Genomic DNA, 14,583 nt, shown 5'->3' on the forward strand with positions numbered 1-14,583 from the left:
ACAGGTAATCATTGCCGTCCCTTGCAGCGGGAACGATCACGGTCACCTGACGCGCGAGATCACTTCGGGGTAGCGGCTGAGCGACTCTCAGAGCTTCTCTCGCAGGCGCGCGCCCTTCGCCTTCGCCTGGCCGTAGAGGTCCTGCTGGAAGACCCTCATCTTCGCCTGGAGGTCGTCATCGGACGCGGCGAGGATCCGGACCGCGAGCAGTCCGGCGTTGCGGGCCGCGCCCACGGCGACCGTCGCGACCGGGACCCCTGCGGGCATCTGGACGATGGACAGCAGCGAATCCATGCCGTCCAGGTATTTCAGCGGCACGGGCACGCCGATCACCGGCAGCGGCGTCACCGAGGCGAGCATCCCGGGCAGGTGCGCGGCGCCGCCCGCCCCGGCGATGATCACGCGCAGGCCGCGCCCGGCGGCCTCCTCCCCGTAGGCGATCATGTCGTGCGGCATCCGGTGCGCGGACACGACGTCGGCTTCGAAGGCGACGCCGAACTCCGCCAGCGCCTCGGCGGCGGCCTCCATGACCGGCCAGTCCGAGTCGCTGCCCATCACCACGCCCACCAGCGGCGTCATCACTTCTCCCCCCAGCGCAGGTAGTCGGCCGCGTGGCGCGCGCGCTCGCGGACCTCGTCCAGGTCGCCGCCCAGTGCGGTGACGTGGCCGATCTTGCGTCCCGGCCGCACGTCCTTGCCGTAGAGGTGCACCTTGACGGAGGGATCGTGCGCCATCACGTGGATGTAGCGGCGGTAGACGTCCGGATCGTCGCCGCCCAGCACGTTCGCCATGACCGTGTAGGGGGCCGTGGGCTCGGTGGAGCCCAGGGGGAGGTCCAGGACGGCCCGCAGGTGCTGCTCGAACTGGGACGTGCGGGCGCCCTCGATCGTCCAGTGCCCGGAGTTGTGCGGGCGCATGGCCAACTCGTTGACCAGCAGCCCGTCAGAGGTCTCGAACAGCTCGACCGCGAGCAGGCCGGTGACGCCGAGACTCTCGGCCACGCTGAGCGCGAGGCGCTGTGCCTCGGCGGCCGCGTCCTTGCTCAGGCCCGGTGCCGGGGAGAGCACCTCGGTGCAGATCCCGCCCTCCTGGACGGTCTCCACGATCGGGTACGCGGCGCCCTGCCCGTACGGGGAGCGCGCGACGAGGGCGGCCAGCTCCCGCCTGAACGGGACGTGCTGTTCGACCATCAGGTCGACGTTCTCGGAGAGCAGCCTGCCGACCTGCTCCGCCGTCGCGCGGTCGAGGTTCTCCAGGATCCACACGCCCTTGCCGTCGTAGCCGCCCCGGGTGGCCTTGAGGACGAGCGGCCAGCCGTGTTCGCGGGCGAACGACTCCAGGAACGCCAGCGGCGCGGCGGGCGGCACGTGCGAGTAGGCGGGGCACGGCACGCCGAGCCCGCTGAGCCGATCGCGCATGACGAGTTTGTCCTGCGCGTGCACCAGAGCGGCCGAACCCGGACGGCACGGCACGCCCGACTCCTCCAGCTCATGGATGTGCGCCCCGGGAACGTGCTCGTGGTCGAACGTGATCACGTCGCAGCCCTTGGCGAACGCCAGCAGGTCGTCCAACGACCGGTCGTCGCCGATCCGGACGTCGGCGACGACCTTGGCCGCCGAGTCGTTCGCGGAACCGGCCAGCACGCGCAACGGCACGCCGAGCGCGATGGCGGCCTGCTGGGTCATCCGGGCCAGCTGGCCCCCGCCCGCCATCCCCACGACGGGCATGTCCACAGGATTCGTCACGTCAGAAGGCTACCGGCCGGTCGAGGGCGAACGAATCGGCCGTCCCCCGCGTCCAACGTGTGTGGGGCGCTCGACAGCGGGGAGGGAACGGCACGGACGGCCGGAAACGTTCATGTTCCGACGCCCCTGCGGCCACGTACGTCTATCCTCGTCATACCTCCGCAGCAGCCGCGCCACCGCCGCGGCGCCCGTAGCCGAAGTCCGGAAGGACGGTTCCCCTTCGTGAGCCTGGTCGCCAATCTCCAACGGCAGTTCGCGCACCTGGTACGCGAGCTCGCGAAGTTCGGCAGCGTCGGCGCCATCGCGTTCGTGATCACGGTCGCGCTCGGTAACGGGATGCACACCGGCCTCGGCATGGGTCCGCTGACCTCCAACGGCATCGCCACGGTGGTCGCCACGACGTTCTCCTACCTGGCCAACCGCTACTGGACGTTCCGGCACCGCGACCGCACCGGGCTCGGCCGCGAGTACGTGCTGTTCTTCGCGCTGAACGGCGTCGGGCTGGTGATCACCGAGCTGTTCATCGGGTTCACCCACTACGTGCTGGGGCTGGCCGACGCGATCTCCTACAACGTCTCGCTGATCATCGGCACCGGGGTCGCGACGCTGTTCCGTTTCTGGTCGTACAAGAAGTGGGTGTTCCTGCCCACGACCGCGCCGCACGTGGACCCGGCGTCCGGCCTGCCCGAGGCGCCCCGCGAGCCGCAGGAGCCGCACGGCGGGCACGAGCCGCACGGCCGGCCTGAGCCGGAGGGCGAGCCCGTCGGCGACCCGCCGGGCGTGCACCGGGCGAACGGCCGCGCCGTCCCGTCCCACCGCCTCGGCCACCCCCTCGGCGCGCACCCCACCGAGGACTACGCCCAGTCCACCCGGTCCCACTAGATCCACCCGGAACCACTAGGCGGGCCCGAGCACCACCCGCTCTGAGGCCAGGCGCGCGTCCGCGGCCTGGCGGAGGAAGATCCCGAAGACGGCCGGACGGGCCTGGACGAGCTCCAGCCGCCCGCCATCGACCACGGCGAGCGAGCGGGCCAGGTAGAGCCCGAGCCCGGTGCCCTTGCCGCCGCTGACGCTGCGCTCGAAGATCCGGGGCTCCAGCTCGGGCGGGATGCCGCCCCCCTCGTCGCCGACCTCGACCACGACCGAGCCGGCACCGGGCTTGGTGTTGATCGTGACGGTGCCGGAACCGTGCATGAGCGAGTTGTCCAGCAGCGTGGCGACGATCTGCGAGAGGCCCTCCGGGTTGGTCATGCCGACGAGCCCCTGCGCGCCGACCATCTGGACGTCCCGGCCGTCCCGGCGGAAAATGGGCCGCCACTCCTCGACCTGCTGGGCGATGATGTCGTCGACCGGTGAGGCGACCGCGCCGCCGGTGCGGTCGTGCCGGGCGCGGGCGAGGAGCTGCTCGACGACCGCGACGAGCCGTTCGGTCTGCGCGACCGCCGCCGCGCCCTCCTCCCGGACGACGTCGGGATAGTCGGCGGCCTCGATCATCTCCTCCAGCCGCATCGACAGGGCGGTGAGCGGGGTGCGGAGCTGGTGGCTGGCGTCGGAGGCGAACTCCCGGCTCGCGGCCAGCAGGTCGGCGATCCGGACGGCGCTGCGGTCGAGCACCTCGGCGACCCGGTCCACTTCGGGGATGCCGTAACGGCGACGACGCGGACGGGCGTTGCCGGTGCCGAGCCGGTCGGCGGTCTCGGCGAGGTCGATCAACGGGAGCGTCAGCTTGCGGGCCTGGAACATCGCGAGGCCGACGGTGACGGCCACGCCGAACAGGGCGAGGCTGCCGATCAGGACGAGCAGCCGGAGCGCGCCGTCCTGGACCTCGGCGGCCGGTCTGGACACGCGCACCGTCACCCCGCCCCCGGACGCGCCGGCCGTGAGCATCCGCTCCCGGCCCGGTCGCCCGCCGGCGAGGATCGTCCGGCCGTCCGGCAGGGTGACGACGATATGCCGGCCGGGATACTCCTGGGCGATCTTGTCACCGATCAGGGGCTGGCGGGTCTGGAGGCTGTAGCCGACGCCGCCGACGATGGCGGACGCCTCCCGGTCGAGCGCCTGCGCGGCCTGCTCGTAGATGAGCTTGTGGGTGGCGAAGGCGAGGGGTATGCCGAGCAGCAGTATCGCGACGACCGCCACCGCGAGCGTCGACAGGAGGAGTCGGCGCCTCATCAGGGCTCCTTGGAGGGTGTGGCCACGGCCGCGCGGCGTTTCCCCGGGCCTCTCGGGAAGGCCCGGGGACGGTCCGCCTGACCATGGCGGCCGGGGCTAGTCGCCGCGCTCGAACCGGAAGCCGACGCCCCGCACCGTCGTGATGTAGCGGGGGCTGCCGGCGTCGTCGCCGAGTTTGCGGCGCAGCCAGGAAATGTGCATGTCGAGCGTCTTGGTGGAACCCCACCAGTTGGTGTCCCACACCTCGCGCATGATCTGCTCGCGGGTGACGACCTTGCCCGCGTCGCGGACGAGGACGCGCAGCAGGTCGAACTCCTTGGTGGTGAGCTGGAGCTCCTGCTCGCCCATCCAGGCGCGGCGCGACTCGGCGTCGATCCGCACCCCCTGGACGATCGGGGTCTCGGTGCTGCCCCGGCGCAGCAGCGCCCGCACCCGGGCGAGCAGTTCGGCGAGCCGGAACGGCTTGGTCACGTAGTCGTCGGCGCCCGCGTCGAGGCCGACGACGGTGTCGACCTCGTCGGCGCGGGCGGTCAGGATCAGTATGGGGACGCCGTGCCCCTCGGCGCGCACTCGGCGGGCCACTTCGAGACCGTCCAGTTCGGGCAGTCCAAGGTCGAGGACGATGAGGTCCACACCGCCGCCGAGCGCCCGCTCCAGGGCCTGCGGTCCGTCCGGGCTGACTTCGACGGTGTACCCCTCGCGACGGAGCGCGCGGGCGAGAGGCTCGGAGATGGACGTGTCGTCCTCGGCGAGCAGTACTGAGGTCATGGACCGATCGTATGACCATTCTTGAACATTGCCCCGCCGCCGCCGCGCTCTTGACCTGCGGTTTGCCACTCGTAGTACATCCTCGAACACCACCATTTCGGGTAGTTTTCCGATGTAAACGTCCATGTCACCCGCGTGGTGACTCCCTTGGTCAGCCCAGAACCGCGACGGACGCGGCGGGAAGCGACAGCGCGGCGGCCCGAGAATCGCCGTTGACTTCCTTTTCCATGGCGATCGCCGGATTCGAGGAAAGTAGCAGGCGGGCTCCCGAGGGCCCGATCCCGTCCAGCCGGACCGGACCGCCGCCCAGATTCGCCGCGACGCACAGACCACCGCGCCGCATCGTCAGCAGCCGTTCGTCCTCGCCGTTCTCCACGACCTCCACGGTCGCCGCGGTCAGCCGCGGGTCGGTCAGCTCCGGCCGCGCGCGCCGGAGCCCGATCAGGGCGCGATGCCAATCGAGCAGGTCACGATGGGGGTCACGGCCGGGTTCGGCCCAGTCGAGCACCGAACGCCGGAAGGTGTCCACAGCCTGTGGATCGGGGACGCCGCCCGTCCAGCCGTGACGGGCGAACTCCCGGCGGCGGCCCTCGCTCACCGCGCGCGCCAGCCGCGGGTCCACGTGATCGGTGAAGTAGCACCAGGGGGTGGACGCGCCCCACTCCTCCCCCATAAAGAGCATCGGCGTGAACGGAGCGAGCAGCAGCAGCGCCGCACCGATCTTGAGCCGGTCCGGCGAAAGCGTCGCGCCGATCCGGTCGCCGGACGCGCGATTTCCGACCTGATCATGGTTCTGCAGAAAACTCAGAAAGCGGTGTGCGGGGGTGATGTGCACGTCCACCGGACGACCGTGGCACCGCCCCCGATAAGACGACATCGCACCGTCGTGGACGAATACCTTCGTCAGGGCCTTTTTCAGTGTCTCCAGTGTCCCGAAATCACAGTAGTACCCCTGTGTCTCACCGGTCAGCGCCGCATGCAGGGCGTGATGGAAGTCGTCGTTCCACTGCGCGTCGAGCCCGTAGCCGCCCGCCTCGCGTGAGGTCACCAGCCGGGGGTCGTTCAAGTCGGACTCGGCGATGAGGAACAGGTCGCGGCCCAGATGGGCGGACAGCGCCGTCACCGCACCCGCCAGCTCCTCCAGGACGTGCACCGCCCGGTGATCGGTGATGGCATGGACGGCGTCCAGCCGCAGCCCGTCCAGGTGGTAGTCCCGCAGCCACATCAGCGCGTTCTGCACGACGAACGCGCGAACCTCGTCCGAGCCTTCCTGGTCGAAATTCACCGCATCACCCCAGGGCGTCGTGTGGGCACGGGTGAAGTACGGCCCGTAGGAGGCAAGACGGTTCCCGTCGGGCCCCAGATGGTTGTAGACGACGTCCAGGACCACGCCGAGGCCGTGCGCGTGCGCGGCATTGACGAAGCGCTTCAGCCCGTCAGGCCCCCCGTAGGGCTCGTGCGGCGCCCACAAGTGGACGCCGTCGTATCCCCAACCGTGGTGACCGGGGAACGAGGCGACGGGCAGCAACTCGACTACGTCGATCCCCAGGGAGACCAGGTGGGGGAGGCGTTCGGCGGCCGCGTCGAACGTCCCCTCAGGCGTGAACGTGCCGACGTGCAGTTCGTAGAGGACGCTGCCGGGGAGCGGCCGCCCATGCCAACGGTCGTCGGTCCAGACGAACCGGTCATGGTCGTACACCCGGCTCTGACCGTGCACACCCTGCGGCTGCCAGGGGGAACGAGGATCCGGCAAGACCTCGTCTGCCCCGTCCAGGACGAAGCCGTAGTCCGTGCCGTGCTGGGCGGCCGGAACGTCGACGGACCACCAGCCGGGACGTCGGTCCAGAGCGCTCATGGGGTGCGGGGTACCGTCCGCCATCACCTCGACGCGTCCGGCGTCCGGCGCCCACACCGCGAAGCGCATGCTCACCGGTCGATCTCCCTCGGGACCAGAAGCGCGACGGGCAGGTGGGCGAAGAGGCGGGCGGCGTCGAGGTCCGGGCCCCACAGCGTCGCGCCGGTCAGGACGTCCCGCCAGCCCTGCCGGCCGACGTCCACCGTCGTCCCGGCCCAGCCGCCGCGGCGCTCCAGCCCCACCGGCAGACGGGTCGCGACCGCGATCGCGCCGCCGCGGGCGAAGGCCACGACATGCCCGGCCGCGGGCCCGTGCGCGGCCACGGGCTCATGCCCGGCGCCGGGCCCGAACCACTCGGGACGCGACCGGCGCAACCGCAGCGTCCGCGAGGTGACCATCAGTTTCTCGTCGTCGACCTCCTTCGGCCGCCGGCCGGTGTCGAGCCGGAGGAGCCGCTCGCGGCGGCGCCCGTAGTCCACCGGCCGCCGGTTGTCGGGGTCGACGAGCGCCAGACCGGTCAGCTCGCAGCCCTGGTAGACGTCCGGGACGCCCGGCATGGCGAGCTGGACGAGCTTCTGCCCGAGGGTGTTCACCCGCGCGTACGGGGCCAGCCGCCGCACGAACGAGGTCATGTCGGTGACGAGGTCGGGATCGGCCAGGACGCGCCGCGCGTAGGCGAGCACGGCCTCCTCGTAGCCGGCGTCCTCGTCCGTCCAGGACGTGCGGGTCTTGGCCTCACGCATCGCCTTGAGGAGGAACTCCTCCAGCCGGTCGGGGGTGAGCGGCCACGCGCCGACCAGCGTCTGCCACAGCAGGTACTCCAGATCCGGTTCCAGGGGCGACGCGCTAGGCCCAAACCAGTTCCACCACCTGTCGATGGCCTGAGACCACTCCCCTGGGACCTCCGTGAGGACTGCCAGCCAGGCGCGTACGTCCTCCTCGCGTTTCGTGTCGTGTGTGGACAGCGTCGTCATGGTCGACGGCCAGTCGCGGGCCAGCCGGATGCAGTGCGAGTGGAAGTCGACCGGGCCGACGGAGAACCGGCTCGGATCGCCGCCCACCTCGTTCAGCGCGGCCATGCGGTTCCACCGGTAGAACGCCGTGTCCTCCACGCCCTTGGCCGCCAGCGGCGCCGACGTCTGCTGGAACCGGACGATGAACTCGGCGTCGGTGTTCTCGCCGCGTCCCAGGGCCAGCTCCAGGACGATTTCCAGGTCGGGATGGAATTCCTCAGGCAGGTGTGCGCGCGCCCGCCGCGCGGCCTCGGCCAAGACCTGGACGGCCTGCGGCGGCGCGTCCTCGCCCGGGACGACGTAGGCGCGGTAGACGGGCATCGCCACCAGCAGTTCCACGAGCGCGCGCCCAAGGCCCGGACGATCCGTCCCGGTGACCCGGTGCAGGACGCGCAGCAGCCGGTCGATCTCCGGTCTCAGACCGTGTGCGGCGGCGTGCAGGCGCCCGCCACGCTCGACCTCCTCGAACCCGTCCGGGCCGCCGGTCAGCGAAACGTAGAGGTCGGTGAGCGGCTTCTCCCCGTCCGGATCGGCGAACAGCCCGCCGACCATGCCGAGCGAGTCGTAGCCGGTGGTGCCCGCGCAGGGCCAGTCCACCGGGAGCCGCTCGTCACCCTCGGTGATCTTCTCGACGAGGACCCAACAGCCCGGTGCCGCGTCGGCCAGCCGGCGCAGGTAACCGCGCGGATCGGCGAGCCCGTCGGGGTGATCGATGCGCAGGGCGTCCACATGCCCCTCCTCGACCAGACGCAGCAGCAGTCCGTGCGTGCGGTCGAAGACCTCCGCCTCCTCCTGGCGCAGACCGATCAGACCGGAGATGTCGAAAAACCGCCGGTAGTTCGGCTCGCCCTCGCCCGGCGGGACGAGCCGCCCGCCGCCCGCGTCCCAGTCGACGTCGAACCATCGGGCGTACGGGGAGGACGGGCCGTCCGCGAGCACCGCCGCCAGCGGCAGGTTCCGGTGGCGCTGCTCCGGGATCGCCATGTGGTTGGGCACGACGTCCACGAGCAGGCGCAGCCCGTGCGCGCGGAACCGGGCCGCCATCGCACCGAACGCCTCCGGGCCGCCCAGCTCGTCCGCCAGCCGGGAGTGCTCCACGACGTCGTAGCCGTGCGTGGACCCGGGCGCGGCCTGCAAGATCGGCGACAGGTAGACGTGCGACACGCCAAGGCTCGCGAGGTACGGCGCAAGGGCGGCGGCCTCGGCGAACCCGAAATGACCGTCCGGCGTACCGCGAAGCTGGAGCCGGTAGGTCCCGGATGGGGGTGCGGCGAAGTCGCCCTCCGCCGGTACGGCCTCTTCGGCCGTGTGTTCCTCGGACACAGTTTCCTCGGGGGGTTCATCGTCGGGGAGCGGTTCCTCGATGGACGCGGCATCGTCAAGCGCAGGCTCGTCAAGCACGGCGGAGCACCTGGATGGAACGCGCGCCGACCGGGACGGTCTCGCGGTGCTTCACCACCGGCGACTCCTCCTCGGCCAGCAGCGGGTCGGCGGTGTCGAGCACCTTGATCCACATCTGGCCGTAGGAGACGGGGGGCAGCACGAACGGCAGGTCGCCGTCGTGCGCGTTGATCAGCAGCAGGAACGAGTCGTCGCGGATCTGCCGTCCGCGCGAATCGGGCTCCCCGATCGCGTCACCGTTCAGGAACACGTTCAGTGACTTGTTGAACCCCGCCGACCAGTCCTTGACGGCCATCTCGTGGCCGCCGGGGGTGAACCACACCAGGTCGGGGAGATCTTCGATGGACGGGCCCGTGCCCGCGCGCACACCGCGTCTCCGATGGGGCCGCTGGTCGCCCCTGGCCGTCCGCTGGTCGCTCTTGCGCTGGTCGCCAAGGAAGAAGCGCCGCCGCCGGAACACCGGATGCTCGGTGCGCAGCTTCGACAGGCGCCGGACGAAGTCCAGCAGCGGTCCCCGCTCGTCGAAGAACGTGTCGTCGCGCAGGCCCGTCCAGTCGACCCACGACAGCTCGTTGTCCTGGCAGTAGGCGTTGTTGTTGCCGCTCTGGGTCCGGCCCAGTTCGTCTCCGTGCGAGAGCATCGGAACGCCCTGCGACAGGAACAGCGTGGTCAGGAAGTTGCGCTTCTGGAGCTCGCGCAGGGCGATCACGTCCAGGTCGTCCACCGGGCCCTCGTAGCCGCAGTTCCACGACCGGTTGTCGTCGCTGCCGTCCCGGTTGCCCTCGCCGTTGGCCTCGTTGTGCTTACCGTCGTACGACACGAGGTCGTGCAGGGTGAACCCGTCATGGCAGGTCACGAAGTTGACCGAGGCGATCGGGCGGCGACCGTCGTCGGCGTACAGGTCGGACGAGCCGGTCAGCCGGGACCCGAACTCCGGCAACGTCCCCGGCTGCCCGCGCCAGAAGTCGCGCATGGTGTCGCGGTACTTGCCGTTCCACTCCGTCCACAGCGGCGGGAAGTTGCCGACCTGGTAGCCGCCCTCGCCCACGTCCCACGGCTCGGCGATCAGCTTGACCTGCGAGACCACCGGATCCTGCTGGACGAGGTCGAAGAACGCCGACAGCCGGTCAACCTCGTGCAGTTCCCGCGCCAGCGTCGCCGCGAGGTCGAAGCGGAACCCGTCCACGTGCATCTCGGTCACCCAGTACCGCAGCGAGTCCATGATCAGCTGGAGGACGTGCGGGCTGCGCATCAGCAGGCTGTTCCCGGTGCCCGTCGTGTCCATGTAGTACCGCGCGTCGCCCTCGGTCAGCCGGTAGTACGAGGCGTTGTCGATCCCCCGGAACGACAGTGTCGGGCCCAGGTGATTGCCCTCGGCCGTGTGGTTGTAGACGACGTCCAGGATCACCTCGATGCCCGCCTCGTGCAACGCCTTCACCATCGCCTTGAACTCCAGCACCTGCTCACCCTGGTGTCCCGACGAGGAGTACTCGGCGTGCGGCGCGAAGAAGCCGATGGTGTTGTAGCCCCAGTAGTTGCGCAGCCCCCGCCGGGTCAGCGCGTCGTCGTGGACGAACTGGTGGACGGGCATCAGCTCCACCGCCGTCACGCCCAGCGACCGCAGATGATCGGTGATCACCGGATGGCCGAGCCCCGCGTAGGTCCCGCGCAGGCCGGGCGGGATGTCCGGATGCCGCGCGGTGAGGCCCTTGACGTGCGCCTCGTAGATCACCGTCTCGTGGTAGGGGATCCGCGGCGGCCGGTCGTCGCCCCAGTCGAAGTACGGGCTGACCACCACCGAGCGCATCGTGTGCCCCGCCGAGTCCTGGTCGTTCAGCGACCACGGATCGCCGAAGTGGTAGCCGAAGCACGACTCGTCCCAGTCGACGGTCCCCTCCACCGCCTGGGCGTAAGGGTCGAGCAGCAGCTTGGCCGGATTACACCGATGGCCTCGCTGCGGCTCGTACGGCCCGTGCACCCGATATCCGTACCGCCGTCCCGGCATGACCCCGGGGAGGTAGCCGTGCCACACGAACGCGTCCACCTCGGGGAGCGTCAGCCGCGTCTCCTCACCCCCGGGCCCATCGAACAAACACAACTCCACACGCTCGGCCGCCTCGGAGAAGACGGCGAAGTTCGTGCCCGCGCCGTCGAACCGGGCACCGAGTGGATAAGCATCACCAGGCCAAACCTGAGCCAATGTCCCGCCTCCCGTCCCAATGCGACGAAAGCCCTTCCCCGTGAGGGTTGGCTCACACCGGACACGGGAGCACTGGCCAGACGGACGACGGTGAGTTACCTTAGGGGAGCCTTACCTTATTGAGGATGCCCTAAACCCGCAGGTCAAGGGCGTCTGCCTGACCGTAGCCCACACGGAGAGGGTCCCTCACCGCATGTACGTCTGCGTCTGCAACGCCGTCACGGAGGACGACGTTCACGGCTGCATGGCGAGTGGTGCCTGCACCACCGCCAAGGAGGTCAAGACGGCCTGCGGCATGCTGCCCGGCTGCGGTTCCTGCACCAAGCGCATCCACGCCCTGGTCAGCGAATACCGCACGGCGAGCGAACTGGCGGACGCCCTCACCGGTGGCTCGCTCCCCCTCACGGCCGTTCCGGAGCCGAGCGCCCCGGCGACCGTCTCCGAGCCGAACGTGACACAGAACACCGAGAGGGGAACCGCACCGCCGACAGCCGCCTGAGCTCTGTACTTCCGGCACCCGTACGGCCCGCCGCACCAGGGCGGACACGCGCCGTACGGGGGTCAGTGCTGTCCACAACTGGCAGACCGTGGAAGCATGGGGCGATATGGAAGGCGACAAGGACATCATCGCGCTGCTGAACGAACAGCTCACTGCCGAATTGACCGCGATCAACCAGTACTTCCTGCATGCCAAGATGCAGGAGAACTGGGGCTACACGCGGATGGCGCGGCACACCCGCCACGAGTCGATCGACGAGATGCGGCACGCCGAGCGGCTGACCGACCGCATCCTGTTCCTGGAGGGCCTGCCGAACTACCAGAAGATCGGCACCCTCCGCATCGGCCAGACCGTCTTCGAGCAACTGGAGGCCGACCTCCAGGTCGAACTGGAGGCCGTGGCGCGCCTGCGCCCCGGCATCGACCTCATGCGCTCACGCGGCGACGTCACCTCGGCCCGGATCTTCGAGGAGATCCTCGCCGACGAGGAAGAGCACATCGACTACCTGGAAACCGAGATCGGCCTGGTCCAGGCCTTGGGCGAGCAGAACTACCTCCAGCGGCTGACCGCGTCCCCCGGCGAAGACGGCCCAAGCCCTGTCTGATCTCAATCCCGGCCCAGGGACTCGCCCCTGCCCCCGCTTGGGCGAGCGCGACTGCGCTTACCGCTATCCCGGCTCAGATGCTCGCCTGACGGCTCGCACCTGACCGTCCATGGGCGACACCACTTCGCGATCTGCCCCGGTGAGGCTCGCCTCCGGCTTCGCCTCCCCGGGGCAGTTACGCGCTCGCGCGACGCTTGAAGCACTTGACGAACCCGCGGAAACCGGGGGATCGAGAATTCAGGCGGAAGCGTCGCCGCCCGTGTCGGAGGGCTTGGGGTGGCGTCGGAGGACGTACGGCTGGATGATCCCGAGACCCCGTACCGGGCGCCGGACGATCCGGGTCACCTCATAGACCGGGTTCCCCTCCAGCCGCGCCGCCAACTCGGTGTCGATCACCACCGCGCCGGGGCGGGCCAGCGAGGTCAGCCGGGCCGCGAGGTTCACCGTCGTGCCGAACACGTCCCCCATCAGCGGCAGGACGGGCCCGTGCGCCACACCGACCCGCACGTCGGGGACCTCCGTCTCGTCCTGGATCGCCGCCGCGACGGTCAGCGCGATCTCCGCGCCGATCTCCGGGGTCTCGGCGCTGAACAGCACCTCGTCGCCCAGCGTCTTGACCAGCCGCCCGCCGCACGAGGCGATGATGTCGGCGGCGGTCTCCTCGAACCACTCCACCACCCGGGCAAGCTCGATCTCCTCCAGCTCCCGGCTGACCTGGGTGAACGACACCATGTCCGCGAACCCGACGGTGGTCATCGGCCGCCCGGCGGGATCGCCGTTCTCCCGGGTGGCCGCCGCCGCCATCGCCCGCGTCCCGGCCGCCGCGAGCTGGCGCCGCCACGCGTGCACGACCAGCGGCTCGAACTCGCCGATGTGCTTCTCGGCGATGTCGGCGATCGTGTCCATGGCATCCGGGAACGGCTGCTCGTTCGCGTCCTGCCCGAGCATCCCGCGCAGCAGGTTGACCTGCCACTCGGCGAGCCGCGTCATCGTCTGCCCGAACGCCCGGACGAGCCGGATCATCCCGTCCTCGTCCAGCACCCCCTCGTCCATCAGACGGCGGATGCGGTCCAGCGCGGCGATGTCCCCCTCGGTGTAGGCGACCGCCTCGTCCGGCATCGACGGGTAGCCGAACGCGCGCCACAGCCGGCCGGAGAACTCCCGGCTCACGCCCGAGAGCCGGACGGCGTCCACGCGCGTGTAGCGCAGCTCGCCACCGAGGAGGAGCTCCTCGATCTCCTTCGGATCCGGCGATCCGGCTGCCATCTGCCGCCTCTCAGTCCGCCGCCGTGGGCCCCGCCTGCGGCTTTGTGGTTGCGTACCACGACATATCGTCGCAGATCCGACGCCGTTCGGTAGTTGCACCCGGGCTGTTCACCGGACGTGCACCACATCGCCAGCACTGATCGCGCTATCCCCCCGGGCCCCGGCGACGACCAGCCTCCCCGCCCCGTCCACGTCCCGCGCCGTCCCGGTCATGACCTCGCCCCCCGGCAGCTCGACCCGCACCGGACGGCCGAGCGTGGCGCACAGGTCCTTGTAGGCGGTACGCAGCCCGCTGGACTCCGGGTCCCCGCCAAGCGCCGTCCACTCCCGGTACCAGGTCTCGAACTCGCGCAGGATCGCCCGCAGCAGCGGCGCCCGGTCGCTCAGCGGGGCACCCTCGATCGCCAGGGACGTCGCCGTCGGCACCGGCAGTTCCGCCTCCCGCAGCCCCACGTTCAGCCCGACCCCGACCACGAGCGCATCGTCGATCTTCTCCACGAGGATCCCCGCGAGCTTCCGGTCCCCGACCAGCAGATCGTTCGGCCACTTGAGCCGCGCGTCCACGGCGACGTCGCCGCCCGGCACGTCCTCGCCCTGCGACCAGGCGGTCATCCTCCGGACGGCGGTCACCACCGCCACCCCCGCCAGCAGCGGCATCCAGCCGAGCAGCGGCACCGGCACAGCGGGCCGCAGCAGCATCGAGAACATCAGCCCCGACCGCGGCGGCGCCGCCCAGGGCCGCCCGAGCCTGCCGCGCCCGGCGGTCTGCGACTCGGTCACGAGCACCGTCCCCTCCGGCGCCCCCTCCGCGGCGGGTCCCGCGAGATCGGCGTTGGTCGACCCCGTCTCGGCCACCACCCGCACCTCACGCCACAACCCACCTGGCCGGACGAGCGCCCGGCGCAACGCCCCCTCGTGCAACGGCGGACGATCAAGATCCCCATACGGCGAAAAGCTCACAGTGTCCATCTTGCAGTGCCGCCTCACCACCAGCAGCCACAACCCCAGCCGACACCAACCACAGCACGCCAACTGCACCCAAAACGCTGCGATCACACAC

The 14,583-nt window shown here is 70.5% G+C and carries 12 protein-coding genes; 3 read left to right on the plus strand and 9 right to left on the minus strand.

What is annotated here, in order from left to right; genetic code table 11:
- Window positions 1-87: 87 nt before the first annotated feature.
- Together purE and AMA02S_RS08110 are read right to left on the minus strand one after the other, a co-directional pair.
- Complete coding sequence (gene purE, locus AMA02S_RS08105) at window positions 88-579, minus strand: 5-(carboxyamino)imidazole ribonucleotide mutase (RefSeq protein ID WP_067454147.1); 492 nt, start codon at window positions 577-579, stop codon at window positions 88-90.
- Window positions 579-1,727 (minus strand): 5-(carboxyamino)imidazole ribonucleotide synthase, encoded by a 1,149-nt coding sequence (locus AMA02S_RS08110; protein WP_084264914.1) that lies wholly within the window; start codon window positions 1,725-1,727, stop codon window positions 579-581. Before AMA02S_RS08110 ends, purE begins: the two co-directional genes overlap by 1 nt.
- Window positions 1,728-1,967: 240 nt before the next feature.
- On the opposite strand from AMA02S_RS08110, the gene AMA02S_RS08115 reads away from it, so the two are divergent.
- Window positions 1,968-2,627 carry a GtrA family protein gene (locus AMA02S_RS08115; RefSeq protein ID WP_084264867.1) on the plus strand — a complete coding sequence of 220 codons (660 nt, stop codon included), beginning with the start codon at window positions 1,968-1,970 and terminating at the stop codon, window positions 2,625-2,627.
- Window positions 2,628-2,642: 15 nt separating this feature from the next.
- Here AMA02S_RS08115 and AMA02S_RS08120 read toward each other — a convergent pair whose 3' ends face one another.
- From AMA02S_RS08120 to glgX, 5 genes are all read right to left on the minus strand, one after another.
- Window positions 2,643-3,917, minus strand: a complete 1,275-nt coding sequence (locus AMA02S_RS08120) for an ATP-binding protein (RefSeq protein WP_067454150.1) — start codon at window positions 3,915-3,917, stop codon at window positions 2,643-2,645.
- Between the two features lie 96 nt (window positions 3,918-4,013).
- Complete coding sequence (locus AMA02S_RS08125; RefSeq protein WP_026402549.1) at window positions 4,014-4,685, minus strand: response regulator transcription factor; 672 nt, start codon at window positions 4,683-4,685, stop codon at window positions 4,014-4,016.
- 151 nt (window positions 4,686-4,836) lie between these two features.
- Entirely contained in the window at window positions 4,837-6,609 is a 1,773-nt protein-coding gene (gene treZ, locus AMA02S_RS08130; protein WP_067454153.1) for a malto-oligosyltrehalose trehalohydrolase, read from the minus strand.
- 2 nt (window positions 6,610-6,611) lie between these two features.
- Window positions 6,612-8,876: a malto-oligosyltrehalose synthase gene (gene treY, locus AMA02S_RS08135; RefSeq protein ID WP_067454710.1), complete on the minus strand. Its 2,265-nt coding sequence runs from the start codon at window positions 8,874-8,876 to the stop codon at window positions 6,612-6,614.
- A gap of 70 nt (window positions 8,877-8,946) precedes the next feature.
- Complete coding sequence (gene glgX / locus AMA02S_RS08140; protein ID WP_067454157.1) at window positions 8,947-11,154, minus strand: glycogen debranching protein GlgX; 2,208 nt, start codon at window positions 11,152-11,154, stop codon at window positions 8,947-8,949.
- A gap of 193 nt (window positions 11,155-11,347) precedes the next feature.
- Between glgX and AMA02S_RS08145 the strand changes: the two genes are divergently transcribed.
- Both AMA02S_RS08145 and bfr read left to right on the plus strand, forming a co-directional pair.
- A complete protein-coding gene (locus tag AMA02S_RS08145; protein WP_067454160.1) occupies window positions 11,348-11,653 on the plus strand; it encodes a (2Fe-2S)-binding protein in 306 nt (101 codons plus the stop codon).
- 106 nt (window positions 11,654-11,759) lie between these two features.
- Window positions 11,760-12,257: a bacterioferritin gene (gene bfr, locus AMA02S_RS08150; protein WP_067454163.1), complete on the plus strand. Its 498-nt coding sequence runs from the start codon at window positions 11,760-11,762 to the stop codon at window positions 12,255-12,257.
- 237 nt (window positions 12,258-12,494) lie between these two features.
- Here bfr and AMA02S_RS08155 read toward each other — a convergent pair whose 3' ends face one another.
- Both AMA02S_RS08155 and AMA02S_RS08160 read right to left on the minus strand, forming a co-directional pair.
- Window positions 12,495-13,523 carry an adenylate/guanylate cyclase domain-containing protein gene (locus tag AMA02S_RS08155; RefSeq protein WP_067454168.1) on the minus strand — a complete coding sequence of 343 codons (1,029 nt, stop codon included), beginning with the start codon at window positions 13,521-13,523 and terminating at the stop codon, window positions 12,495-12,497.
- A 108-nt stretch (window positions 13,524-13,631) separates the two neighbouring features.
- A complete protein-coding gene (locus tag AMA02S_RS08160) occupies window positions 13,632-14,483 on the minus strand; it encodes a biotin--[acetyl-CoA-carboxylase] ligase (protein WP_218004888.1) in 852 nt (283 codons plus the stop codon).
- Window positions 14,484-14,583: the final 100 nt, after the last annotated feature.

The organism is Actinomadura macra NBRC 14102 (assembly GCF_001552215.1).
In the GTDB taxonomy this organism is placed as follows: domain Bacteria; phylum Actinomycetota; class Actinomycetes; order Streptosporangiales; family Streptosporangiaceae; genus Spirillospora; species Spirillospora macra.